This is a genomic window from Mesonia profundi (assembly GCF_031085155.1).
GTDB classification, from domain to species: Bacteria; Bacteroidota; Bacteroidia; order Flavobacteriales; family Flavobacteriaceae; genus Mesonia; species Mesonia profundi.
On record NZ_JAVHUL010000021.1, the window covers coordinates 1 to 25,378 of the forward strand.

At 36.9% G+C, this 25,378-nt stretch carries 23 protein-coding genes; 12 read left to right on the forward strand and 11 right to left on the reverse strand.

Annotated features, from left to right (window positions below; all coding sequences use genetic code 11):
• Positions 1-89: 89 nt before the first annotated feature.
• Entirely contained in the window at positions 90-1,718 is a 1,629-nt protein-coding gene (pruA, locus tag RBU60_RS08875) for an L-glutamate gamma-semialdehyde dehydrogenase (RefSeq protein ID WP_308864503.1), read from the reverse strand.
• Between the two features lie 131 nt (positions 1,719-1,849).
• Between pruA and RBU60_RS08880 the strand changes: the two genes are divergently transcribed.
• Entirely contained in the window at positions 1,850-2,548 is a 699-nt protein-coding gene (locus RBU60_RS08880; protein WP_308864505.1) for an NRDE family protein, read from the forward strand.
• Between the two features lie 193 nt (positions 2,549-2,741).
• Here RBU60_RS08880 and apaG read toward each other — a convergent pair whose 3' ends face one another.
• The gene (gene apaG, locus RBU60_RS08885) at positions 2,742-3,128 is read right to left on the reverse strand and encodes a Co2+/Mg2+ efflux protein ApaG (RefSeq protein WP_308864506.1); all 387 of its coding nucleotides are present in this window, start codon (positions 3,126-3,128) and stop codon (positions 2,742-2,744) included.
• A 200-nt stretch (positions 3,129-3,328) separates the two neighbouring features.
• Positions 3,329-4,579: a type IX secretion system plug protein gene (locus RBU60_RS08890; protein ID WP_308864507.1), complete on the reverse strand. Its 1,251-nt coding sequence runs from the start codon at positions 4,577-4,579 to the stop codon at positions 3,329-3,331.
• Between the two features lie 182 nt (positions 4,580-4,761).
• Between RBU60_RS08890 and RBU60_RS08895 the strand changes: the two genes are divergently transcribed.
• The 6 genes from RBU60_RS08895 to nqrF are packed head-to-tail and all read left to right on the forward strand — an operon-like array spanning position 4,762 to position 10,823.
• Entirely contained in the window at positions 4,762-6,114 is a 1,353-nt protein-coding gene (locus RBU60_RS08895) for a Na(+)-translocating NADH-quinone reductase subunit A (protein WP_308864509.1), read from the forward strand.
• A gap of 4 nt (positions 6,115-6,118) precedes the next feature.
• The gene (locus RBU60_RS08900; RefSeq protein ID WP_308864511.1) at positions 6,119-7,336 is read left to right on the forward strand and encodes an NADH:ubiquinone reductase (Na(+)-transporting) subunit B; all 1,218 of its coding nucleotides are present in this window, start codon (positions 6,119-6,121) and stop codon (positions 7,334-7,336) included.
• 2 nt (positions 7,337-7,338) lie between these two features.
• Positions 7,339-8,088: a Na(+)-translocating NADH-quinone reductase subunit C gene (locus tag RBU60_RS08905; protein ID WP_308864512.1), complete on the forward strand. Its 750-nt coding sequence runs from the start codon at positions 7,339-7,341 to the stop codon at positions 8,086-8,088.
• A 3-nt stretch (positions 8,089-8,091) separates the two neighbouring features.
• On the forward strand, positions 8,092-8,739 hold the full coding sequence (locus RBU60_RS08910; RefSeq protein WP_308864513.1) for an NADH:ubiquinone reductase (Na(+)-transporting) subunit D: 648 nt from the start codon (positions 8,092-8,094) through the stop codon (positions 8,737-8,739).
• A 28-nt stretch (positions 8,740-8,767) separates the two neighbouring features.
• Positions 8,768-9,514: an NADH:ubiquinone reductase (Na(+)-transporting) subunit E gene (gene nqrE / locus RBU60_RS08915; protein ID WP_308864515.1), complete on the forward strand. Its 747-nt coding sequence runs from the start codon at positions 8,768-8,770 to the stop codon at positions 9,512-9,514.
• Position 9,515: 1 nt separating this feature from the next.
• Complete coding sequence (gene nqrF / locus RBU60_RS08920; protein WP_308864516.1) at positions 9,516-10,823, forward strand: NADH:ubiquinone reductase (Na(+)-transporting) subunit F; 1,308 nt, start codon at positions 9,516-9,518, stop codon at positions 10,821-10,823.
• Positions 10,824-11,199: 376 nt separating this feature from the next.
• On the opposite strand, the gene RBU60_RS08925 is transcribed toward nqrF, so the two are convergent.
• Positions 11,200-11,655, reverse strand: coding sequence for a Na(+)-translocating NADH-quinone reductase subunit F (locus RBU60_RS08925; RefSeq protein ID WP_308864517.1), 456 nt, complete (start codon positions 11,653-11,655; stop codon positions 11,200-11,202).
• Between the two features lie 148 nt (positions 11,656-11,803).
• Here RBU60_RS08925 and RBU60_RS08930 point away from each other — a divergent pair, with 148 nt between their 5' ends.
• Together RBU60_RS08930 and RBU60_RS08935 are read left to right on the forward strand one after the other, a co-directional pair.
• A complete protein-coding gene (locus RBU60_RS08930) occupies positions 11,804-12,163 on the forward strand; it encodes a Na(+)-translocating NADH-quinone reductase subunit F (protein ID WP_308864518.1) in 360 nt (119 codons plus the stop codon).
• Positions 12,163-13,167 carry an FAD:protein FMN transferase gene (locus RBU60_RS08935; protein WP_308864520.1) on the forward strand — a complete coding sequence of 335 codons (1,005 nt, stop codon included), beginning with the start codon at positions 12,163-12,165 and terminating at the stop codon, positions 13,165-13,167. The genes RBU60_RS08930 and RBU60_RS08935 overlap by 1 nt, the downstream gene beginning before the upstream one ends.
• A 2-nt stretch (positions 13,168-13,169) precedes the next feature.
• On the opposite strand, the gene RBU60_RS08940 is transcribed toward RBU60_RS08935, so the two are convergent.
• Positions 13,170-14,024, reverse strand: coding sequence for a diacylglycerol/lipid kinase family protein (locus RBU60_RS08940; RefSeq protein WP_308864521.1), 855 nt, complete (start codon positions 14,022-14,024; stop codon positions 13,170-13,172).
• A 68-nt stretch (positions 14,025-14,092) separates the two neighbouring features.
• On the opposite strand from RBU60_RS08940, the gene RBU60_RS08945 reads away from it, so the two are divergent.
• Positions 14,093-15,064, forward strand: coding sequence for an App1 family protein (locus RBU60_RS08945; protein WP_308864522.1), 972 nt, complete (start codon positions 14,093-14,095; stop codon positions 15,062-15,064).
• 54 nt (positions 15,065-15,118) lie between these two features.
• On the opposite strand, the gene RBU60_RS08950 is transcribed toward RBU60_RS08945, so the two are convergent.
• Both RBU60_RS08950 and RBU60_RS08955 read right to left on the reverse strand, forming a co-directional pair.
• Positions 15,119-15,403, reverse strand: a complete 285-nt coding sequence (locus RBU60_RS08950) for a YtxH domain-containing protein (protein WP_308864523.1) — start codon at positions 15,401-15,403, stop codon at positions 15,119-15,121.
• A 141-nt stretch (positions 15,404-15,544) separates the two neighbouring features.
• On the reverse strand, positions 15,545-17,308 hold the full coding sequence (locus RBU60_RS08955) for a mechanosensitive ion channel family protein (protein WP_308864525.1): 1,764 nt from the start codon (positions 17,306-17,308) through the stop codon (positions 15,545-15,547).
• Between the two features lie 143 nt (positions 17,309-17,451).
• Between RBU60_RS08955 and RBU60_RS08960 the strand changes: the two genes are divergently transcribed.
• Both RBU60_RS08960 and RBU60_RS08965 read left to right on the forward strand, forming a co-directional pair.
• Positions 17,452-17,964 carry a hypothetical protein gene (locus tag RBU60_RS08960; protein WP_308864527.1) on the forward strand — a complete coding sequence of 171 codons (513 nt, stop codon included), beginning with the start codon at positions 17,452-17,454 and terminating at the stop codon, positions 17,962-17,964.
• A gap of 4 nt (positions 17,965-17,968) precedes the next feature.
• Positions 17,969-18,715 carry an LVIVD repeat-containing protein gene (locus RBU60_RS08965; protein ID WP_308864530.1) on the forward strand — a complete coding sequence of 249 codons (747 nt, stop codon included), beginning with the start codon at positions 17,969-17,971 and terminating at the stop codon, positions 18,713-18,715.
• Between the two features lie 562 nt (positions 18,716-19,277).
• Here the strand turns inward: RBU60_RS08965 and RBU60_RS08970 are convergent.
• The 4 genes from RBU60_RS08970 to RBU60_RS08985 form a co-directional block, all read right to left on the reverse strand.
• Positions 19,278-21,086: an acyl-CoA dehydrogenase family protein gene (locus RBU60_RS08970; protein ID WP_308864532.1), complete on the reverse strand. Its 1,809-nt coding sequence runs from the start codon at positions 21,084-21,086 to the stop codon at positions 19,278-19,280.
• Positions 21,087-21,298: 212 nt separating this feature from the next.
• Positions 21,299-22,489, reverse strand: a complete 1,191-nt coding sequence (locus tag RBU60_RS08975) for an acetyl-CoA C-acyltransferase (RefSeq protein ID WP_308864534.1) — start codon at positions 22,487-22,489, stop codon at positions 21,299-21,301.
• A gap of 54 nt (positions 22,490-22,543) precedes the next feature.
• Positions 22,544-22,909 (reverse strand): four helix bundle protein, encoded by a 366-nt coding sequence (locus tag RBU60_RS08980; protein WP_308864535.1) that lies wholly within the window; start codon positions 22,907-22,909, stop codon positions 22,544-22,546.
• A gap of 62 nt (positions 22,910-22,971) precedes the next feature.
• The gene (locus tag RBU60_RS08985) at positions 22,972-25,377 is read right to left on the reverse strand and encodes a 3-hydroxyacyl-CoA dehydrogenase/enoyl-CoA hydratase family protein (protein WP_308864536.1); all 2,406 of its coding nucleotides are present in this window, start codon (positions 25,375-25,377) and stop codon (positions 22,972-22,974) included.
• Position 25,378: the final 1 nt, after the last annotated feature.

Here is a 25,378-nt window from a genome sequence, read left to right on the forward strand (position 1 = left end):
CAATGAAGTCATTGTTCAGCTTTAAATATTAAATTTAATCCTTTATTAATCTGTATCGATTATTTAGGACTAGACAATATAAGTGAAAATTATTCACCCATAAATGGGTACCTGTAATCTGTTGCAGGTACAAAAGTTTCTTTAATCAAACGCGGAGAAGACCAACGTAATAAGTTCAGTTTAGATCCTGCTTTATCATTGGTCCCACTAGCTCTAGCACCACCAAAAGGTTGTTTTCCTACTACAGCTCCTGTACATTTATCATTAATGTAGAAGTTACCAGCGGCATTTTGTAAAATGTCTGTCGCTAAGCTTGCTGCATAACGATCTTTAGAGAAAATAGCTCCGGTTAAGGCATACGGACTCGTTTCATCTACTAAATGCAAGGTTTCCTCAAACTTCGCATCTTCGTAAACGTAAATCGTTACTACAGGTCCAAAAAGCTCGGTTTCCATGGTAGTATAATTAGGATTGGTAGTTAAGATAACCGTTGGCTCAATAAAGTAGCCTTTAGATTTATCATAACCTCCTCCAATAATTACTTCGGCGTCTTTGTCTTTTTTAGCTTGGTCGATATACTTCGCTAATTTATCAAAAGATTTTTCGTGGATTACCGCATTAATGAAGTTACCCATATCTTCTGGAGAACCCATTTTAAACGAACCAAGATCTTCTTCTAGATCACTTCTTACTTCGTCCCACATACTTTTAGGAACGTAGCATCTAGAAGCAGCACTACATTTTTGACCTTGAAATTCAAAAGCTCCTCTTGCGATAGAAGTAGATACTTCTTTTGCGTTCGCAGAAGGGTGAGCCATAATAAAGTCTTTCCCTCCAGTTTCTCCTACAATTCTAGGATACGTTTTATATTTATCGATGTTTTGACCAATTTTAGACCATAAACCTTTAAATACATCGGTACTTCCTGTAAAGTGAACTCCAGCAAAATCTGGGCTGTCCAAGATGGTATCGGTAATCATGGCAGGATCTCCCATCACCATATTAATTACCCCGTCTGGAACACCAGCTTCTTGGAATACATCCATCAATACTTTCGCAGAAAACATTTGTGAAGCACTAGGCTTCCAAATCGTTACATTCCCCATTAATGCAGGTGCAGAAGGTAAATTCCCTGCAATGGCCGTAAAGTTAAACGGAGTAATCGCATATACAAAACCTTCTAGAGGTCTATGCTCTACGCGGTTCCAGGCTTTTTCATCAGATTCTGGTTGCTCTTCATAAATTTGAGTCATGTATTCTACGTTAAAACGCAAAAAGTCAACAATCTCACAAGCCGAATCAATCTCTGCTTGAAATACGTTTTTAGACTGTCCAATCATGGTTGAAGCATTCATCTTTTGACGGTAAGGACCGGCAATTAAATCGGCTGCTTTTAAAAATACTGCCGCGCGTTGCTCCCAAGGAAGTTTTGCCCATTTGTGACGAGCATCCATAGCAGCATCAATCGCTTTGTTGATGTGTTTCTTTTCGGCTAAATGATATACTCCCAAATTGTGTTTATGATCGTGCGGAGGATGTATCGTCGCTGTATTTTTAGTTCTTACTTCTTCAGAACCAATATAAAGAGGTACATCTACTTTCGTATTGTACATATCTTTATACATAAGTAATACTTCTTCTCTTTCCGGTGTTCCTGGTGCGTAACTTTTAATAGGTTCGTTTACCGCTGGTGGAACTTGAAAAAATCCTTTCCCCATAATATTTTTATTTTTTATTGTTTTGTAAATTATTTTCGGCCATAAATATAGGGAAAATAAACCAAATTGATTTTGGTTTAAGCCTAAGGTTTTCTTAAGTTGTGTTAAGTTAATTTAGCAAACTATTATTTATGTGTACCCTAACTTTTTTTCCGCTTAAAGCGGAAGAGAATTCGTTCGTTTTCACCTCCAATAGAGACGAATCTATTCATAGACCCACGTTGGTTCCCCAGCATTATCTAGAAGATAAGGTGGATCTCTATTATCCTAAAGATAAAACTGCAGGAGGAACTTGGGTGGGTTTAAGTTCTCAACAGCGATTGGTGTGTTTGATGAACGGAGGTTTTGAATCGCATCAACGAAAGTCTACGTATACGATGAGTAGGGGCGTGGTGGTAAAAGAAGCACTAAAAACCAATGATCTTCAAGAATTTTTTGATTCTTTTAATTTAGAGGGGGTAGAGCCTTTTACGCTGATTAGTATGGAGTATAAAGAGAAGCTTCAACTTTGGCGCTGGGTTTGGGATGGGAAAGAGAAACATTTGTTTGCGGAAGAGGTAAAGCCACAAATCTGGTCGGCGGCAATGACTTATAATCCGCTGCAGCGGAAAGAAAGAGAACAGCATTGGAAAGAGTTCTTAAAGAAGCATCAGCATATCACTGAAAAAGAGATTTGGAGTTTTCATCATCAGAAAAAAGGAGATTTGATAATCGACCGCGGTGAGTTGAAAACGACAAGTGTCACTCAGGCTGTGGTTAAAACGTATAAAAAAACACTTCAGTTTGAAGAGTTGAGTACTAAGGAAATCAGCTTGTTAGAAGTTAAATAATTATCAGTTTTAAATGGAAATTCAGCGAGTTTAACCCAAAATTTCACGCAAAGGCTATCGCAAAGTCCGTAAAGATAATTGTATCGAAAGTTAAAAATTGAATTTTCTTGGGAGAAAGAGTACAAATTCGTTGCCGTAATCTTGATTGATGCTCTCGTAATCTAGCATCTAAGATCTTAATCGAAAACGACTATTAGTTAATCGCAAAGGGAGCGCTTAGCTTAAACGAAGGGATTAATACTTTAAATTTTCTGGTAGAAGTAAAATTGACCATATTGTAATATCCGCTCATAGATCCAAACGGAGAAGTGATTAGACACCCGCTGCTGTAGGTATGTGATTCTCCAGGTTTAATCACCGGTTTTTTGCCGATAACGCCTTCGCCTTCAATGACTTCATTCTTGCTTAGAGCATCTTTGATTCTCCAGAAACGCGAGGTGAGTTGTACCGAATCATTGCTTTGATTTTCGATGATAATTCGGTAAGAAAAGGCAAAATGTTTTTTATAGTTCTTTAGGTAAGTACCTTGAAAATTGGTTCTTACAGAAATCTTTATGCCGCGTGTTACTTGTTGAATCATAATCTATTGGTCCAAAAAAATGAAATTATTTTTGTTAGCCTTTCTAAAAAAATAAATATAGTATTTAAAATCATAAACGAAGAATTGTTTTCTAAGTTTTTGATTTCATTGTATCTCTTTAGTAGGAAATTTCAGTCAAAAATTACACCTTACCTCTTTTCCGTAAAGTATAAGAGGTCTATAAGTGTCTTGCTGTGATTTTAATTGGTGATATTTCTACTGCTGCCACTTCCTACGCCTATGATTCTATCATATCTTCCGCCAAGTTCCTTGTAATAAGCAAGAACGGTGTATTGGTTTTCGGTTTTATCAAAATCACCAGAGAAATAGCCTTCGTTAATCGTACCGTCCTTTTCTAGCAAAACATATTTATAGTTGTAAAAACCTTGTTTAAAAAGTCGCTTGGTTTCATAAACGTCTTTTTTTGAATTGTAGGTAAGCTTGGTAGAATCGTCTAAGCTGTAATTATTAAAGTTTCCGTAGATATGAACTTCTCCTCCATTTAAACGCTCGTAGTTGTTTAAGTAAAAATGAACCCAGGTATATTCGGCTTGGATGTTGGCATTGTCACCTTGCAAAGTGTTGACCACAAAGTTTCCGTTAATGTCTGGATTATAGGTATAAGGATCAAATTTTCTAACCTTATCTGCAAATAAATAGGTGTTGTAAATGTCTAGCAATTCTATAGAACGAATATTCATGGTAGAACCACGCACATCTTTATTGTCGAAAAATAAATATTCGTTTCCGCCCCAAAAGGAAGCTTCTTGGTCGTATTTATAGATCTGTTCGTTTCCTACAGAATATTGAGGTTTCAGGTTGTAAATAGATTTTTGTAAATTATTGTTGGGGATAATCAGGGTTTTTAAATTCTGATTGGGATTTCTAAATAAGATATTATCACTTCCGTCAACCGAAAAATTAACCACTTGCTTAGTGTTGATATATTTTAGTTTTCTAGAGCGTTTAATCTCTACTTTAATCAATGCGATATCTTCATAGACCATAAATTTTCTAGAAAAAACCAAATCCCTGTTTTCATCCCACACCTTAACCATGTAATTTCCACTTACTTTAAGTCTTCGGGTGTTTTTATTGGGAATGTTCAATTTGTAATGAGAGTAAATTTGAAGCGTATTGAACGAGTTTTCGTAATTTAAGATGCGAACATCATCAAAGCCGCTCATAAATTCGTTCTTAGATAAATCTGAAGGCGTCCAATCGAAATTAAAATGTTCTATAGTGTAGAAATAATCGGCTTCATCCCCTATCAGGTCATCAAATTCTAGGCTCATAGGTTGCCCTAATGCAATAATGGGGGTTCCCGTAAACTCCTGCTCTCCCTTAAACTGAATCGTTCTAATAAATTCTGGCGGGGTAGTTTCTAATTCTTGTCCTTGTAATAAAGGGTAAAAAAGTAGAAATAAGATGACTAGCGAATAATGTCTCATAAACTCATAAAATAATTGGGGTTAAATATACATAAAATGCACCGTTTTCACGGAAGTAAAAAAATACCTTAAAAATAAGTTATTTAGAATGCGTATAAATAGGTAACTTGTAATTAACTTTGAAGCAAGAAGAGGATTTAATTATTAAATTTGCAACCGCGAATATTAACTTATACAGGATTATGTCAAAAGACATTAAAGTTAGGAAAGGTCTAGATTTGCGGCTAAAAGGGGAGGCTGAGAAAGCCATCTCTAACGCTCCAAAATCGAAGACTTTTGCAATAAAACCATCAGAGTTTCATCTAGTTACTCCTAAATTGTTGGTCAAAGAAGGAGCAAAAGTAAAAGTGGGGGATCCTATTTTTTATTCTAAGGCTAATAAAGAGGTTAAAATTGTCTCTCCCGTAAGCGGTACTTTAACTGCGATTGAACGTGGAGCAAAGAGAGTGATTTTAAAGATTGTTATTGAAGCAGATGCTCAGCAAGAAGTAACCGATTTTGGTTCTTTAAGTGTAGAGTCTTCTGATGGAGATACGATTAAATCTAGGCTTTTAGAAGGTGGGGTTTGGCCATTTATCAAGCAGCGTCCTTATGACGTTGTCGCTGATCCAGAAACGGCTCCGAGAGATATCTTTATTTCAGGATTTTCTTCAGCGCCTTTAGCACCAGATTATGATTTTGTGTTAAAAGGAAAAGAAAAAGAACTTCAAGCTGCTTTAACTGCCTTGTCAAAAATGACAGCAGGAAAGGTTCATGTAGGAGTTAGAGATAAAAAGTCTTCGGTATTTTCTTCTATGAGAAATATAGAGTTGCACTCTGTTGCAGGTCCGCACCCAGCAGGGAATGTGGGAACGCAAATAGGAATGTTGGCTCCCGTAAATAAAGGTGAAACGATTTGGACTTTAGAGGCTCAAAACTTGGTCATTATTGGAGAGTTATTACTTACAGGAAGATTTAATCCCGAAAGAATTATCGCTGTAGCTGGTTCTAGTGTGAAAACACCAAAGTATTATCGTGCAGCCTTAGGAATGAGTCTTAACGGAATTATAAAAGATGCAGGTCTTAACGAAGATAATGTACGTGTCATTAATGGAAATGTACTTACCGGAGTTAAAGAGCCAATGGACGGCTTTTTAAGCTACTATGCAAATATGATTAGCGTGATTCCTGAAGGAGATGATTATGAATTTTTTGGATGGAATAAACCTATTTTTAATAAAATCTCTACTTCTAGAGCATTGACATTCTCTTGGATGCAGCCTAATAAAAAGTATGAATTAAATACCAATACCAACGGAGAGCATAGAGCTTTTGTGCTTACCGGGAAGTATGAGGAGGTTTTTCCTTTAGATATATATCCGTTACAAATTCTTAAAGCTTGTATGATTCAAGATTTAGATGAAATGGAAGCTATGGGAATGTACGAAGTAGCTCCTGAAGATTTTGCTCTTACCGAATTTGTATGTGTGTCTAAACAGCCGCATCAAGAGATTATTAGAAAAGGATTAGATTTAATGTATAAAGAAATAGGATAGTATTATGGGATTGAAAGAGAATTTACATAAGCTAAAGAAAAAGTATGAGGGCAAAAAAATGGCTCCTGCATTTAATGCATTGCATACTTTTCTATACCTGCCAAACGAAACCACGCACTCTGGATCGCACATACGTGCTGCAGATGATTTAAAGAGAACCATGAATACGGTGATCTTAGCTTTGGTTCCTTGTTTGTTATTTGGGATGTTTAATGCAGGATACCAACATTATGCCGCTATAGATGAAACCTTAAGAGCAGCGCCCTTGGCAAACTTTTTTACCATGGATAACTTCCTTATGGGATGTATCACCATTTTACCTTTGGTGATTGTTTCTTACGGAGTTGGTCTTGCAGTCGAATTTTTATTCGCCGTGGTTAAAGGTCACGAGGTAGAAGAAGGATACTTGGTAACAGGAATGTTAGTGCCACTTATCGTACCAGTAGATATTCCATTATGGATGCTTACCGTAGCGATAATTTTTGGTGTAGTAATAGGAAAAGAAGTGTTTGGAGGAACAGGGATGAATATCCTTAACCCCGCATTAACGATTCGTGCTTTCTTGTTTTTCGCTTATCCAACCTGGATGAGTGGAGATAAAGTATGGGTTCACGGTGCTGTAGAGCGTTCTAAAGAAATCGCTGGTGGAGCAAATCTAGATGCTATTTCGGGAGAAACCATCTTAGGTAGTTACGCCCAAAACCAAGATATCATGTATAGTTTGCAAGATATGTTTCTTGGGTTTATACCAGGATCTGTTGGAGAGACGTCAAAATTATTGATTATCATAGGAGCTTTATTTTTAATCTTTACGAAAGTGGGAAGCTGGAGAATTATTTTAAGTACCCTAGTTGGGGCTTTGATAATGGGACTTATTTTCAACGGAGTTATAAGTGCAGGGTGGATAGAAGAATCTTCTAAATTCTATGGCTTAATGAATGTTCCTTTCTGGCAACACTTAATTATAGGAAGTATTTTATTTGGGGCAGTATATATGGCAACAGATCCAGTGAGTGCTGCACAAACCAATAAAGGAAAGTGGATTTATGGTTTCCTTATCGGATTTATTTCTATTATGATTCGCGTGTTTAACCCCGCTTATCCAGAAGGAGTTTTCTTAGCAATTTTATTAATGAATGTTTTTGCTCCAACTATAGATCATTACGTTCTTCAAGGGAATATTAAGAGAAGACAAAAACGTTTAAAAGTTAAAACAGCATAACCATGGCAGTAAATACAGATAAAAATAGCTATACCATCATTTTTGCTATTATTATGGTGGTGGTTGTAGGAAGTCTACTAGCAGGTTTTGCTAGCGGATTAAAACCTATGATTAAGGCTAACGAAAAATACGAGAAGCAACAAAATATTCTTTACGCTATGGGCGTAAATAATAATGAAGGTGCAAATGATGTAGCTTTTATTTCTACCCAAGAAGTAGAAGAAGAGTTTAATACTTACATCACCAAACAATTGGTGATTCAAGGGGATAAAGTCACTAAAGATGACAAAGCGTACCTTATCGACTTAAAGAAAGAAGAGACCAAAGCCAAAGATGATTCTTACGAGAGAAGACTTCCTTTATTTGTGGGAGAAAAAGAGGGTAAAGAGATTTACGTGATTCCAGTAAGAGGAAAAGGACTTTGGGATGCTATCTGGGGTTTTGTTGCGGTAGATAAATCCATGACAGTGCAAGGTGTCTATTATGACCATAAGGGGGAAACTCCGGGACTGGGTGCAGAGATCAAGCAGCGCTACTTTATGGATGACTTTACTGGAGAGCAGTTCTTAAACGGAGATGCCTTTAAAGGAATTGAAGTTGCTAAAGGGAACAATGATCCAAAGAACGAAGATACTTCAGACAATGCGGTAGATGCGATTGCAGGAGCCACCATTACAGGTGACGGAGTTGCAGCGATGTTAAAGAAGGATATTAAATTGTATGTACCCTATTTTAAAACATTAAATAAATAAGCCATGGGACTATTATCAAAAAAAGATGCAAAATTAATTACAGACCCATTAGCAGATGATAACCCAATTACCATTCAGGTATTAGGAATCTGTTCTGCACTAGCAATTACGGCGCAGTTAAAGCCTTCTATTGTAATGGCGGTTTCAGTAATATTTGTATTAGGAGTAGGTAACGTTGTGATTTCTCTAATGAGAAACATCATACCTTCTAAAATTAGAATTATTGTTCAATTAGTAGTGGTAGCCACCTTGGTGATTATTGTAGATCAAGTTTTAAAAGCCTTCGCTTACGAGTTGAGTAAAGAGCTATCGGTCTTTATTGGATTAATTATTACCAACTGTATTATTATGGGACGTTTTGAAGCTTTTGCTTTAGGAAACGGACCTTGGAGGTCTTTCCTTGACGGAATTGGAAATGCAGCAGGTTACGGTTTAATATTAATTATTGTAGGTTTCTTTAGAGAGCTTTTTGGTTCAGGTACCTTATTCGGATTTAAAGTATTAGGAGATTCTGTAGAAAAAACAGGATTGTATGCTTACGGTTATGAAAATAACGGATTTATGGTATTGCCTCCAATGGCCTTAATCGTGGTGGGAATTATCATCTGGGTTCAAAGAACCAGAAATAAAGAATTAATTGAAGAAAATTAATAGCACACTAGCTATAAAATAAAATCACATGGAACATATAGAATTGTTTTTTAAGTCCATTTTTGTAGATAACATGGTATTTGCATATTTCTTAGGAATGTGTTCTTACTTGGCTGTATCTAAAAAAGTAAGTACCGCTGTAGGTTTAGGAGCCGCTGTAATTTTTGTACTAACCGTTACCGTTCCCTTAAACTGGTTATTAGATCAATATATTTTAAGAGAAGGAGCATTGTCTTGGCTTGGAGCCGAATATGCCGAGTATGACCTAAGCTTCCTTTCTTTTATCTTATTTATTGCAACCATTGCAACGATGGTTCAATTGGTAGAGATTGTTGTAGAAAAGTTTTCACCGTCTCTATATAACTCTTTAGGTATTTTCTTACCTCTTATTGCTGTAAACTGTGCGATTTTAGGAGGGTCTTTATTTATGCAGTCTAGAGATATTGCTACCTTAGGCCTAGCGCTTAACTATGGTTTTGGTTCGGGAATTGGATGGTTTTTAGCCATTGTAGCTATTGCCGCAATTAGAGAGAAAATACGTTATAGCAATGTCCCACCTGCATTAAGAGGATTAGGAATTACCTTTATCATCACAGGTTTAATGGCTATTGGCTTTATGAGCTTTGGAGGGATGTTGACAGGAGGAGACGAAGAAAAACCTTCTTTAGATGGTAATCCAGAAAATGTTGGGTTTAACGAAGATACCCTAGAAGATAGTAATGTAGAATCTCCTGAAACTACTTTTGTAGTTTCAGAACCTAATACAAAACAATAGTATGTTTTTAGCAGCAAGCACTTTAGGAGTAATAATTGCAACCGTGTTGGCCTTTTTGGTTCTTACTTTATTATTGGTTGGCTTACTTTTATTTACCAAGCAAAAGCTTTCTCCATCAGGACCTGTAACCATCACGATTAATGATGAGAAGAAAATTGAAGTAGATTCAGGGGGGACTCTTTTATCTACCTTAGGAAATCAAAAAATATTTTTACCATCTGCTTGTGGGGGTGGGGGTACGTGTATTCAATGTGAATGTCACGTATTAGAAGGAGGAGGAGAAGCTCTTCCTACAGAGACTCCTCACTTTTCACGGAAAGAATTAAAAGATGGGGCACGTTTATCTTGTCAGGTAAAAGTGAAACAAGATATGAATATTCATATTCCAGAAGAAGTATTTGGAATTAAGAAATGGGAAGCAACCGTAGTGCGTAACTATAACGTAGCTTCTTTTATTAAGGAGTTTGTAGTGCAGATTCCTGAAGATATGAATTACAAAGCTGGAGGATACATCCAGATTGAGATTCCACCTTGTGAGGTTAAGTTTGAAGACATGGATATTACAGCTCACCCAGAGGAGCATGAAACTCCAGACAAATTTAAAGATGAGTGGGAGAAATTTAAATTATGGCCGTTGGTGATGAAAAACGCCGAGACTGTAGAGCGTGCTTATTCCATGGCCTCTTATCCTGCAGAAGGAAGAGAGATTATGTTGAACGTACGTATCGCCACACCTCCTTTTGATCGTGCTAAAGGGGGGTGGATGAACGTAAATCCTGGTATTGCTTCTAGTTATATCTTTAACTGTAAAAAAGGGGATAAAGTAACAATCTCTGGACCTTTCGGGGAATTCTTTATCAATGAATCAGAGGCTGAAATGCTTTACGTTGGAGGAGGAGCAGGAATGGCACCTATGCGTTCTCACCTATATCACTTGTTCAAAACCCTGAAAACGGGAAGAACAGTTACGTATTGGTATGGAGGACGTTCCAAAAGAGAGTTGTTCTACATGGAGCACTTTAGAGAATTAGAAAGAGATTTTCCGAACTTCAAATTCCACTTGGCCTTATCGGAACCTGCGGAAGAAGATAACTGGAAAGTGAAAGATGATATTCATTCTGAAGGAGATGGTTTTGTTGGATTTATTCACCAAGTGGTAATCGACCAATACCTATCTAAGCATGACGAACCAGAAGAAATTGAATTATACTTCTGTGGACCTCCATTAATGAATCAAGCGGTTCAGAAAATGGGTGAAGATTTTGGAATGCCAGATGAAAATATCCGATTCGATGATTTCGGAGGATAAAATGCAAAAGCCGCTTTTTTAAAAGCGGCTTTTTTTTGCTCTTTTTTGTCAACTGAATTTCTATACTATTTAGATTGATACTCTTAAATTTCACCCTGAGCTACTTCGAAGTGTCGATCCAATCTTTCATTTTTACATATTTATCATGAGGTTTCTCCTTTAAAAAGCATGTGCTGAGCCCCGTCGAAGTAAGGGGAAGACTTTACGAGGAAACTATTCCGAAGAAAATCAGGGTCTGTAAAAGCGTAGTTCGAAGGCGAAGTTAATTGAATTTGAAATCGAAAATAAACAAGTAATGCGAGATAAGTGTTGAGGAAGTAATCAGAAAATTGATTCTTTTCAATCATTTACCTTTCACTTTTACATTTATAATTTTTTAAGCTTCCTGCAAACTCTCATCAACTTGTGATTCTCCTATTTTATAATCGAAAAGCAGAGAACAATCCATCACATTATCGATGTTTTCTAATTGGCATAGATAAGCGACCACTTTAGTCAACCCCTCAAATAAATTATCTTGATGGAGTTGATTCTTTCTTCTCAAATAATGTAAAGGAAGCGCATACCCACAGCCTGAAAGAAATTCTTGCTCTATGTGTAATAACTCCAACGGACTAAAACCAAAGAACTTTCGGCCCAATCTTTCATGAACTATTCCTACATAACTCAGTTTTCCAGATCCGTGATGTTCGGTTAAATGTTGCCAAGCCGTAGTGTTATTACATATATTTCCTACCGCGCATTGCGAGTGACATTCTGGGATTAACTTGCCTTTATGAAAAGCAGTATATAGCTTCTCAAGGGCATCTTCTGTTCGTTTAGGGAGCTTCATAATTAATAATTTACACTTAAAGTTAATTCATAAAATTTAAAAAACTCTATTTAAAATTTTAATTAACAGTGTGTTAGGTAAATGTAGTTGTAAGAAACTTCTTTTCCGTAGAGTATTTTAATGGAAAAATGCTTCTTATATTTGCAGGATGAATGAAAAGTTAACTGCGCAAGAGTTGCATAACCTTGCGATGAATATCGTAGGAAAAGATTTGGAAAATCAAGGCTATGAATTTCTAGCCGTGAACTCAAAACTACAGCGAAACCCTCAATTTGTGATTCAAAAAGGAAAGCAAATGAGTTTTGTGGTGGTGAGAGCGATTTGTCATCCGCAAAAAGTATCTGATATGGATAAAATCCTAGTGCAGAAAGTAAAAGATCATGGCGAAAAGTTTGATGCCACTACTTTTTACGCAGCGGTAGGTTTAGGGCATGCAGACGATTTTGAAAAGCCTGTACTTAAAGACGAAGATTTTGCCCAATTGTATCCCGGAATAAAACAAGTATAATGAAATACTACCTATTAATCCTATTTGCGCTTCTCTTCTTAATCTCTTGTCAAGAAACTAAAGAAAGTGGAACTTACCTTAACGGAAATGCCTTTGGTACCGAATACCATATCAAATATTTCGAGGAAGAAGATTATGGAAACGAAATAGATGCTATTGTAGAAGAAGTTAACCAATCGGTGAGTACTTATTTGCCCACGAGTGCTATTACAAAAGTCAACGAAGGAGATTCTACGATTGTCGTAGATGTCATTTTTGTTCATGTTTTAAAGCTTTCCCAGCGTATTCATCAAGAAAGTGAGGGTTATTTTGATCCTACAGTAGGCGTATTGCGTAACGCTTATGGGTTTGGGGATGATGAGCCATTAAAACGTATGGACAGCACTGTTCTGGACTCTTTGCGACACATGGTTGGTTTGTCTAAAATCCGTTTAACGGAAACGAATCAAATCCGTAAAGAAAACAGCAACACTTATTTAGATTTTAACGCCATAGCTAAGGGGTACGGTATCGATTTGATTGGGGAGTTTTTAGAATCTAAAGGCATTGAAAACTATCTTATTGAATTGGGAGGAGAGATTAGAACTCAAGGAAAAAATACTGAGAAAAATAAAAGCTGGATGGTGGGCGTTGAAGGAATCGACTCTGAGTTGAAAGACCGCAGCTATACGCATACGCTGAAACTAGAAAATCAATCCTTGGCTTCTAGTGGTAATTATAGAAAATTTAGAATGGATAGCCTTAGCGGAAATAAATACGTGCACACTATAAATCCGTTAACCGGAAAAGCAGAACAAACCAATATCACGAGTACTTCGGTGATTGCTAAAACTTGTGCGGAGGCAGATGCATATGCGACGACCATTATGGCGATGGGACACGAGAAAACGATTGAATTCCTGAAGCGAGTAAAAGATATTGAAGTTTATTATACGTATTTAGACGAGCAGAATAAAGCCAAAGAGTATATGACAGAAGGTTTTAAGAAGCAGCTGGTAGAGTAAGCTTACCTAACAAAAACACTTATTTTTTTAGGTAAAATTTCGGCTTCCACATGTTGCAGAGCTTTGCAATATTCTCCGTCTATTTGAAAATCTACTTTTTTAAGCGTTTGGATGCTGGCTTTTTTAGTGGGAATAACCTCCAAAAATTCAGGGGAGAGTTGAGCGTCTTTGGTTAAAGTTTTGAGGACTTCAAAAACGTCCAACTTCTTAAATAACAATAGCTCAAAAACGCCATCATCAATTTTTCCGCTGGCATTGACCATCGCTCCAGTTCCAAATTTTTTGGAGTTGGCTATAGCAAGCATAATTCCTCTTCGGTGGATGTTTTTTTCATTCGCATGAATGGTAAAATCATGAGGGCCTTCTGTGTTAAAAAGTGTGGGAATGGTTTGTAGCGCGTACCCAAATTTACCTCTAAAAGCACCTTGCTCATATTCCCGAATCAATTCCGCATTAAGCCCTAAATCACTTATGTGCAAACAGAGCTGATCGTTAATTTTGATCGCATCAATCTCCTTCTTTTTATCGCCCAAAGCCACATTAATAAAAGCTTCTTGCTCTATAGGTAGCTCAAGATCGTAGGCTAGGCCGTTGGCAGATCCTGCAGGTAATATACCAACGGGCAAGGATTGGTCTTCCATGGCTTCGGCTACTAATTTGATAGTGCCATCACCTCCAGCTACCAAAACTCTTTCAAAATCATGTGTAGCGATGAGATTTTCTATTTTTTTTATATCATCTTTTCCTGTAGTTCTAAAAATCTCTATCTTGCTAGAGGTACGCTGTTTTATGGAATGTATTAAAGACTCTTTATCAGAGTCGCCACTTATGGGGTTGATCACTAATAAAATTTTCATACCTACTTATTTATGACAAGCTAATTTATCTAATATAAAGAGATTATCTGTTATCCTTATTATAATTTATGGCACTTGGATTAAAAGTTTATAGAGGTTATGCAAATGAGCGGAAAATCATGGTTTTTGGCCATGTATTTGAAAAAGACACGCCCGATGTATTCAAGCTAAATAAAAAATGGTACCAGCACGCTTGGCAGGTGTTACGCATGTTTAGGATTAAAACCGAAAGCAATGCCAGCGTTGTTTTTAAATATAAAAATCTAGAGGTAAAAACGAAAACCTTGGATGATGGACATTTTAGGATGATGATTCCTTATGAAGGCGATATAGAACCTGGATGGCATAAATTCACTATGGAAGTTTTAGAAGAAGAAAATTCTCATGAATCTCACGAAGAAGAGGGGGAGTTTGTAAAACCTTTTCCGGGAGAATATGGCGTAATATCAGATATTGACGACACCTTTTTGGTTTCTCATTCAGGAAATATCTTTAAAAAACTCTATGTGATGCTAACGCGAAATGTCAACAAGCGGAAGGTTTTTGAAAAGGTAGTAGAACATTACCGACTCTTGAATCAGATAGGTAGAAAGGACCATAGCAAAAACAATGCATTCTTTTATGTGAGTAGTAGCGAGTGGAACTTATATAATTTTATCATTCAGTTTACTGAAATACATCAGTTTCCCAAAGCGGTTTTAAAGCTAAAAGATATCAAATCTGGATTACGAGATTTTTTAGGCTCGGGTGGGGGAGATCACAATCATAAGTTTTATAAGATTAGGCATCTTGTAGAGTTTTATCCAGAACTTCATTTTATATTATTGGGCGACGACTCACAACAGGACCCGTATATCTATAGAGATATTTCTAAAATTTTCCCTAAAAACATTAGTACTATTTATATACGACAAACGAAAAGAAAGAAAAGAAAGAAAGTGAAATCGATGCTTTCAGAAATGAATGAACTAGGGGTTAAAACATGTTATTTCAAACACAGCAGCACTGCGATGGAACATAGCAAGAATGAATTAAACTAAAAAAAATCGCCCATATAAATAGGCGATTTTCATTATTCTATACGTGCTGTTGACTTAGCTAATTGCTTTGTGTACTTTAGCTTTAGCGTCATAAGCCGCTTCTTCTACTTTATTATCTGCGGTCATCGAGTTTTTCTTCGCTTTTAAAGAATCTAATTTATGTTCTAAAGAGTTTTTAGCACTCTCTACTTTACCTTTAGCATCACTCACATAGTCGTTGGTTGTATCTGCGATTTGCTTTCTGGTTTCAGATCCTTTTTTAGGTGCGAATAATAATCCTGCTGCTACTCCTGCAGCCGCTCCAGAGGCTAAGCCTAATAATAATCTTCCTAGTTTCATAATTTTTTTGGTTTTTATGTTTGTAGCGTTTTTTACTTGATGTAAAGATACATACAAACTGTGCTGAACAATCAAAATGCTAGTTAAGCTATTGATAAACTTTTACTTAAAAACTTAAATATTTAACAATCTAGGCGCTAATTAGTTTTCTTTATCTCTAGTATTGTTTTGAAGTTTTACTCTAGACTTAGAAAGGTGCGCTCCATCTTCTAGTTCACTTATATACTTCACTAGTTTCTCTCTTAGCTCACAATGTAAGTCCCAAGTATGACTCGCGTCTTTAGAGCTACAAAGCGCTCTTATTTCTATAGCTTTCTCAGTCACATCTACCACTTGCACTGTTGGAGGGTGATTTTTATCCCAATCTTCTTCTTGCTCTAATAATTCTTTAAATTTCTTTCTCACTTTACTTACATCAATACGGTAATCTGCATATAAGGTAATAGATCTTATTTGGCTGGCACTAGTCATAGACCAGTTTTCGAAAGTGTTGGAAACAATAAATCGAAGCGGAACAACCAGTCTTCTTAAATCCCAAGTTCTTACTACCATATACGTAAACCTTATGTCTTCTACATAACCCCAGTCGTCATTAATAATAACAGTATCCCCAATTCTAGCGGGCTTGGTAATGGCAATTTGAATTCCGGCAATAATATTTCCTAAGGTACTTTGAGCAGCAATACCTAAAATCACGGTGGCGACTCCAGCAGAAGCCAATAAAGAAATCCCTAACTTTTCTAAGGATCTAAATTGTGATAAAATGATGCTGGCGCCAATAATGATTACCACAAAAGTGATAAGTCTTCTAGCGACAGAAATGTAGGTAAGCATCATTCTAGCTTCAGAATTTTCCTCAGGGTTGGTATCGCCTATTTTATTTTCGGCTACATAAACCATGAGGTAATCAATCAATCTCATAATTAACCAAGTAATGGAGCTAATAACAATGATAAGGAGAATAGCATATAAGGTAGTGGCAGAAGGTCCAGTAAAGGAAATAAGTTCGTTAAGAAGAATGTAAAAAATAAGGATTCCGAAGGTGATCCCTGCGGGTTTAGATAAACGCTTAGAGATATTGTTGACCCATACTTTATCTGATTTTAAAAAGAGTTTTCTAGATAATAAGAGAAGCCCTTTTCCAAGAAAGTAGGATAACACCATTAGTAGAAGGGTTCCTACAGGTTTCCAAATGGGAGTATCCCATATTTTAATTCTTGCCCAAGAAGGCATGGCGCGATCTAATTTTCTAGGTCCGTAAATTTTGTAGAGATCCTCTATATTCTCTACGGTATTGGAAGAAATCATCCAAAAAGCACCATAATCTTTATATTTTATGCGTTGTAGTCTCAATACTACAGTTCTATTCTCTAAGTTAACCTCCCCAAAAACTATGCTTCGTCTAGGTTTTCCCGCTACCGCTTGATTGGTCGTAGTACTGATATCTACTTGGCCGTCTGGTCGATCTGGCAAATCGCCCCAGTCAATTTTTATACGTTGATTGAGCACGAAATAGAATTTCTCTGCTAAAATCCCTGCTTCCTCTTTGCTGATAGAGCTGGGAAGTAAATTTAAATTTAACGCATATGCAGCTTCCTCATATTCTTCGTTTCGAGCATAAGCGATAAAATGTTCTAAAGCGGCTTGAGGAGTTTGTAAGTTATATTGACTCGAAGGTAATCCTATGCCTTCATTAAGTCTTCCTAATATATAATAAGCATCATTGTATTCTTGAATAGGATTGGTTTGGAGTCTATCCTTTTTTGCGTCAACAATACTTTCTTTAGAAGGCATACTCGTGGCGGTATCCACTTGGGTTGTATCTTTTACAGTTTGAGCTTGGGAGGAAAGTAAAAAGCTAAAAAATAGAGCTATAAACAACGTGTGTGGGTAAGAATACTTCATAACTTGAAATTTACACCGATTTTAAAAAGTATCCTCTTAGGGATCTGTTAAAAATGATTTTTTAAGAGAAGAACTTAAGATATTTTTCAAAAATGAAGCAACCCTTTTTAAATTTTCTCATCTACTTGAAAATCAATCTAGTTATGAGAGTCATAAAATACCTGCTATTTAGCTTAGTCATTATTAGCTTACAATCCTGCTTTAATTGGGGAGGAGATGATGATATTTATGTTTACGAAAGTCAATATGAACCCATTACACAAGCGAGAGCAGCCTTTGAGGAGGAGATCGAACTCCAATCCACTCGACCTACAAGTCATGCGGGGAAAGTGTATGTAAAAGAACAGTATATCTTGATTAATGAAAGTGAAGAAGGCTTTCATATCTACAACAATATCAACCCCGAAACTCCTGAAGCCATCGCTTATCTTAAGGTACCTGGCGCGACAGATTTAGCCATTAGAGGAAATATCATTTTTGTACATCACTTGGTAGATTTGGTAGCGATAGATTTCAATTTTTATACGCAAACTATACAGGGAATGACAAGATCCTCTAATGTTTTTCCTAGGTTAAATTCTCCAGATGGTTTTAGGGCAGATTATTTCGATGTGCCAGCAGATCACGTCATTATTGGTTACCAACTCAAAAATTAAATCCATGAAAAAATTTATACTACTTTGTTTAGTTATTATCGTGTCTGCTTGTAGTTCAGACAGTAGTGAATCTGCAAGTCCTAACGATGTTGGAGGTGATGGCATGGGAGGAAGCCTAGCTCGCTTTGCTCTTGTCGGAAATTATTTATACACCGTAGGCGAAGAATCCTTAAGTGTTTTTGAGGTTACTAATCCTTCTCAACCTGTTTTTAAAGGAAATACGTATATAGGTTTTGATATTGAAACCTTATATGGGTTTGAGGATAAACTTTTCGTAGGAAGTAGATTGGGGATGTATATTTATGATATTTCGGCGCCCGAAAATCCGCTTCAATTGGCCGAAGTACTTCATATGAGAAGTTGTGATCCTGTGGTTTCTTCAGGAGATTTTACATATGTTACGTTGCACACCAATATTACCTGCGAAGGGGAAGTAAATCAACTAGAAGTCTACAATACAGAGAATCCTTTATATCCACAATTATTGACTACTGTGCAAATGAACCGACCTATAGGATTAGGGCTTTACGAAAATTATTTATTGGTAGCCGACTTGAATGTGGTTAGAATTCTAGATGTATCTGACCCTCAATACCCCAATTTTGTTTCTTCCATTCCCGTTAGCGGATTTGATTTGATTATACGAGAAGATGAACTTTTTGTGATTGGCGAAGAGCGCTTGTCACAATATGAATTAGGCATTGTAGAAAATGAAATCACCTTTACGGAAGTAAGCGAAATTATTTTTTAACTCTCTTGGAAAGTTTAATCCCTCTATATTTTTGATGTGTTTTAAGCCTAGCATCTTAGTCGAACTATATTGAAATATTTTCGAATCTGTTTAAGTCAATTATAGCAAGTAATAAAGCTATTTTTTGGTTGCATTGCTTTTATATTGAGCTCTGTTTTAAAATTTATCATAGATGTATAATTTTAAAGAAGTAGATGATGAGTAATTTTCGATTTAATCTTACGTCTATTATCTTATAGCGCCCGCCCGTCCCATTCGGGCGGGCCAGCCCTAAAGAAATCATTCTGGCGAGAAGCGGTCTAGCATCTTAATCAGACTCTGCTATATTTAACTAAGAAAAGCCGTATCCTTATGACGAGACACGGCTTTCATTCAACTAACTTAACTTATACCAAATTAACAATGTAATATCGTATTTAAACTCGTTCATTTTCCGTTCTATTTCCTTGCTCATAATTTCCATAGCTATGGCTATGCAAACTAATCGCAGCGTCATAGAATAAAAAAGCAACTTCGTTTTATGTACGACATTACAAAATTAAATTGGTATTAACCTAACTTTTTAAAAACAGTATTTATTTTCTGCAGTTAACTTTTCTGCAATGGTATTTCTTAGTGCTACCACATTAGGCATATTTTGATATTTAGTGAAACGCTTAAGTCCCATGAGCATCATGCGTTGTTCATCTCCTTCAGCAAAAGATACGATTCCTTCTTTTGCATTTTTAATCACGATATCTACCGCGTTGTATAGGTACAATTGCGTCATCGCGATTTGTTCTTTTTGAGCATCTTCCCCGTTTTTCTTCGCATTCTTTTCGGTTCTTAACAAAGTAGACTCTGCCATATAAATCTCGATAAGAATATCTGAAGCTGCTAATAAAAGCTGTTGGTGCTCTTCCAAATCGGGTCCAAATTTTTGAACGGCACTTCCTGCTACCATTAAGAATACTTTCTTTAGGTTGGCAATCATTTCCTTTTCTTCGGCAAACAATTCCGTATAATCGGGTTTGTCAAAAGAAGGGATTCCTGTTAATTCATCGGCTACCGCTTGAGCTGGGCCTAATAAGTCTACATGACCTTTCATCGCTTTTTTAACCAACATTCCAACGGTTAACATTCTATTAATTTCGTTGGTTCCTTCGTAGATTCTAGAAATACGAGCATCTCTCCAAGCAGATTCCATAGGCGTATCTGCAGAGAATCCCATTCCTCCAAAAACCTGGATTCCTTCGTCACTACAGTTTTGAACATCTTCAGAACAAGCTACTTTTAAAATAGAACATTCGATAGCATATTCTTCTACTCCTTTTAATTCCGCGTCAGCGTGAGAACTTCCATCCGCTTGACGGATAGCAATACGATCTTCAATATTTTTTGCTGCTCTATACGAAGCAGATTCTCCGGCATAAGCTGAGGTTGCCATTTCTGCCAATTTATACTTAATCGCTCCAAAATTGGCGATGGCGGTATCAAATTGAACCCGATCTGTCGCATATTTTACTGCGATATCAGTAACACGACGTTGCGCATCTAAAGTAGCTGCTGCTAATTTTATACGACCAATATTAAGTGCATTCATCGCAATTTTGAAACCGTTTCCTCTTTCTGAAAGCATATTTTCTACCGGCACTTTCGTCTCGCTAAAAAATACCTGACGGGTAGAGGAGGAGTGAATCCCTAATTTCTTTTCTTCATCTCCAAAAGAGATTCCGTTTTCTTTATTGTTTTCTACGATGAACCCCGTGATGTTCTTGTCGTCTTCAATTCTTGCAAATACAATAAATACATTCGCAAAACCTGCATTAGAAATCCACATCTTCTGACCAGAAATACTATACTGTTTTCCATCTTCAGAAAGAACGGCTTTGGTTTTTCCAGAGTTAGCATCACTACCAGCACCAGGTTCGGTTAAGCAATAGGCGCCAAACCATTCTCCCGTAGCTAATTTAGGAACGTACTTTTTCTTTTGCTCCTCGTTTCCGTAAAGCGTAATAGGCATCGTTCCAATCCCAGTATGCGCTCCAAAAGCAGTAGCGATAGAACCGGTTGCACCCGAAATATAATCACACACCAACATGGTAGAAACGAATCCCATTCCTAGTCCGTCATATTCTTCTGGAACCGCTACGCCTAAGAAACCGAGTTCTCCTGCTTTACGCATTACCTCTTCGGTGAGGTCGTAGTTTTTGTTTTCAAATTCTTCTTTGTTCGGCCAGATTTCGCGGTCTACAAATTCTTTCACCGATGCTTTCATCATGTTTTGCTCCTCGTTAAAATCCTCCGGAGTAAAAACATCTTCACATTTGGTTTCTTTTACGAGAAACTGTCCGCCGCGAAGGATATCTTTTTTATTTTCTGTTGTCTTCATTTTACTATGTTGATTTTTTAAGGAATAAGAAAATAGATAAGAGATGTTATACTTTACAAGGCATTTTGAAAACCCCTAGTCATCTTTTGAAATTCATCCACTTTCTCTTCCAATTTTTCTAATTGTATCTGATTAATATATTTTCTATTCTCGCCTGTCCTCTCGAGTGATTTTCTTACGTCTAGTTTCTTGTCTCTTGTTTCTGTTTTTTCTTACGAAAGGAACTCATAAACTCCGGCTGCACCTTGACCTGTTCCTACACACATAGTTACCATAGCGTGTTTATTTTGAAGATTGCGCTTACGCATTTCATCAAAGATTTGAACCGATAATTTTGCTCCCGTACATCCTAGTGGGTGTCCCATAGAAATAGCTCCTCCGTTTACATTTAGGATGTCTTTATTTATTCCTAACTCCCGAATAACAGCTAAAGATTGAGAAGCAAAAGCTTCGTTCAATTCGATAAGCTCCATATCTTCTAGTTTTAATCCGGCTTGTTTTAAGGCTTTCGGAATTGCTTTTACAGGGCCAATTCCCATAATGCGAGGTTCTACCCCAACGGCGGTAAAGCTTACCAGTCTTGCGATAGGTTCTAATTTAAGTTCTTTCACCATCGCTTCGCTCATCACCAAGGTAAATGCAGCACCGTCACTCGTTTGAGAAGAGTTACCGGCAGTTACGCTTCCTCCTTCTGCAAATACAGGACGTAATCCGGCTAAAGCTTCTAAGGAAGTATTGGCACGCGGACCTTCGTCTTTGTTAACCGTGTAAGATCTGGTTTTCTTTTTCCCATCTTCAACATAAGTTTCATCAATTTTGATAGGCACAATCTGATCTTGGAAACGATCTTCTGCTAATGCTTTTAAAGATTTCTGATGAGAGTTGAAAGCAAATTCATCTTGGTCTTCTCGAGAAACATTGTATTTGTTGGCTACAGCTTCTGCCGTAAGTCCCATTCCCCAGTAATAATCTTCGTGTCCTTCTTTGGCCAATTTATAATCGGGTACGGGCTTGTAACCTCCCATAGGGATGTAACTCATGCTTTCTACGCCTCCTGCAATAATACATTCGGCTTGTCCGCTTTGTATTTTTGCGCTGGCGATGGCAATGGTTTCCAATCCAGAAGCACAATAGCGGTTTACGGTGACTCCTGCTACATCTACCGTTTTTAATGCCATAAGAGAAATTAAACGTCCCATGTTTAAGCCTTGCTCGGCTTCAGGCATCGCATTTCCTACAATTACATCGTCGATTCTTGAGGTATCAAAATCTGGCAACTGCTCCAACATGTACTGGATGGTTTCAGAAGCTAATTCATCGGGTCTTTTGAACCTGAAAACTCCGCGAGAAGATTTACCTACGGCGGTTCTATATGCTTTTACTATATATGCGGTTTTGCTCATTGTTTTATTTATTTTGACTTAAGATGATAGGACTTATGACGTAAGATGCCTTTATTATAAAATTTCTATCTTTTCCATAAATCTTGTAATCATCCCTTGGATTATTTGAATTTTATTTTCTAAATGCTTAAATGACTCTTCTGAAATATAATTGATTTCGAATGCAATAATTAATTGTGTTTCCCACTCAAAAGCTGAACCTAAAGCAGTTTCTAAATACTGTAAAAAATGCTTATTAGTGCTTTTGCTCGTTCCTTCAGCGATATTAGAAGGTATAGATATGGCAGAACGTTGAATTTGACTTGTCAATGAATATATTTCTGATTTCGGAAATTTTTTAGTGGCAGAATAAGTTTCTTTTACTAATTCAATTCCTTCCTTCCATATCGTCAACTTTCTAAAGTTATGTTTAGCAGCCATATTACTTTTCTAATTTTTATGTCTTATGTCATAAGTCATTTTTTCATAAGTCTTTTTAAACACTAGTTTCTCAACGGTTTCCCTTTCTTCAACATATGCTGAAGTCTTTCTAGGGTTTTTCGTTCTCCTGTGAGTGATAAGAAAGCTTCTCGTTCTAGGTCTAGTAGGTATTGCTCGCTCACGTATGAGGAACCAGATAAATCCCCGCCAGCCATCACATAAGCGAGTTTATTGGCGATTTTCTTATCGTGTTCACTAATGTATTTTCCGGCATACATTTGGTCTGTTCCTACATAAAATGCCCCAAGCGCTTGTTTTCCTAAAACTTTGACATCTGTTCGCTGAATAGGTTGAGTGTAGCCATTTTGAGCCATTAATAAAGCGTGTTGTTTGGCAATTGCCAATTGTCTGTCTTTATTCATCACCACGATATCTTTTCCTTTCTGAAGGATATTGGTATCGTAGGCTTCGTATGCTGAAGTAGATACTTTTGCCATTCCTATGGTTAAGAAATGCTCTCTAAGTCGGTTTAATTCTACATCATCTTTTTGGAAAGTGTCTGCCGCTCTTACGGTCATTTCTTTAGAACCTCCACCGCCAGGGATTACACCAACTCCAAATTCGACTAAACCAATATAGGTTTCGGCGTGAGCTACTACTTTATCCGCGTGAAGCGAAAGTTCGCAACCTCCACCAAGGGTCATATTGTGAGGTGCAGAAACGGTTGGAATAGAAGAATAACACATGCGCATCATCGTATCTTGAAAATATTTGATGGCCATATTTAACTCGTCATATTCTTGCTCTACAGCCATCATAAAGATCATTCCGATGTTGGCACCCACAGAGAAATTTTGTCCGTCATTGCAAACCACCAAACCTTGGTATTCTTTTTCGGCTAGATCAATGGCTTTATTTATTCCGTCAAGGACATCACCACCAATAGAATTCATTTTACTGCGGAATTCTACGTTTAAGATTCCGTCACCAAGATCCTCTACGACAACTCCGCTATTTTTGAATACTTCCTTAGATTCTCTAATATTATCTAAAATAATAAAGGCGTCTTGACCAGGAACTTTTACTTGTTCTTTCTTAGGGATATCATAGTAATAGGTGTTTCCATTCTTTACGGAATAAAAAGATTTGCTTCCTGAATCAATCATTTCATTCACCCAAGATGCAGGTTCATAACCTTGCTCTTTCATCAACTTGATTCCTTTCTCAACGCCAATGGCATCCCAAATTTGAAAAGGTCCGTGTTCCCATCCAAATCCAGCTTGCATAGCATCATCTATTTTATAAAGATCATCAGATATTTCTGGAATACGATTGGATACATACGCAAAAAGGGCAGAGAAATTCTTTCGATAAAACTCACCTGCTTTATCTTTTCCATTGATGAGAACCTCAAAACGATCGGCTACCTTGTCGATGGTTTTGGTTAATTCTAAGGTGGAGAAAGAAGCGCTTTTACGCTCTCTATATTCTAGGGTATCTAAATCTAAGGATTTGATATTGCTAGAACCATCTTTGTTTTTTTCTTTTTTATAAAAACCTTGACCAGTTTTACTTCCCAGCCATTTGTTTTCAATCATGGTATCGATAAAGCCGGGCAACTTAAAGAGGTCGTGCTGCTCATCATCGGGGACATTTTCATAAAGTCCATTGGCAACGTGAACCAAGGTGTCTAAACCGACAACATCTACCGTACGGAAGGTAGCCGATTTTTGACGTCCAATCACAGGTCCTGTGAGTTTATCAACTTCTTCAATAGTCATATCCATATCTTTTACCATATGAAAAAGACTCATAATACTAAAAATACCGACTCTATTTCCTATAAAAGCAGGTGTGTCTTTAGCGACAACCGATTTTTTTCCTAAGAACTTTTCTCCGTATCCATTTAGAAAGTCCAAGACTTCTGGAGAAGTTTTTGGACCCGGGATAATTTCAAATAATCTTAAATATCGTGGCGGATTAAAAAAGTGAGTTCCGCAAAAGTGCTTCTGAAAATCATCACTTCTTCCTTCGCTCATAAATTTAATAGGAATACCCGAAGTGTTAGAAGTAATTAATGTACCAGGGGTACGGTGCTTTTCTAGGTTATCAAAAACTTGTTTTTTAATATCTAAGCGTTCTACAACCACTTCCAGAATCCAGTCTACTTCAGACACTTTATGAATATCATCTTCTAAATTCCCCGTGGTAATTCTACTGGCAAATTTTTGATGATAAATAGGAGAGGGCTTAGATTTTAACGAAGCTTGTAAGTCTTGATTTACAATTCTATTTCGTACCACCTTATCTTCTAAGCTTAAGCCTTTTTTCTTCTCTTTATCGTTTAATTCTCTAGGGATAATGTCTAGTAACAGGACTTCTACGCCAATATTGGCGAAGTGGCAAGCAATAGCGCTTCCCATAATTCCTGATCCTATGACAGCTACTTTTTTAATGTTTCTTTTCATA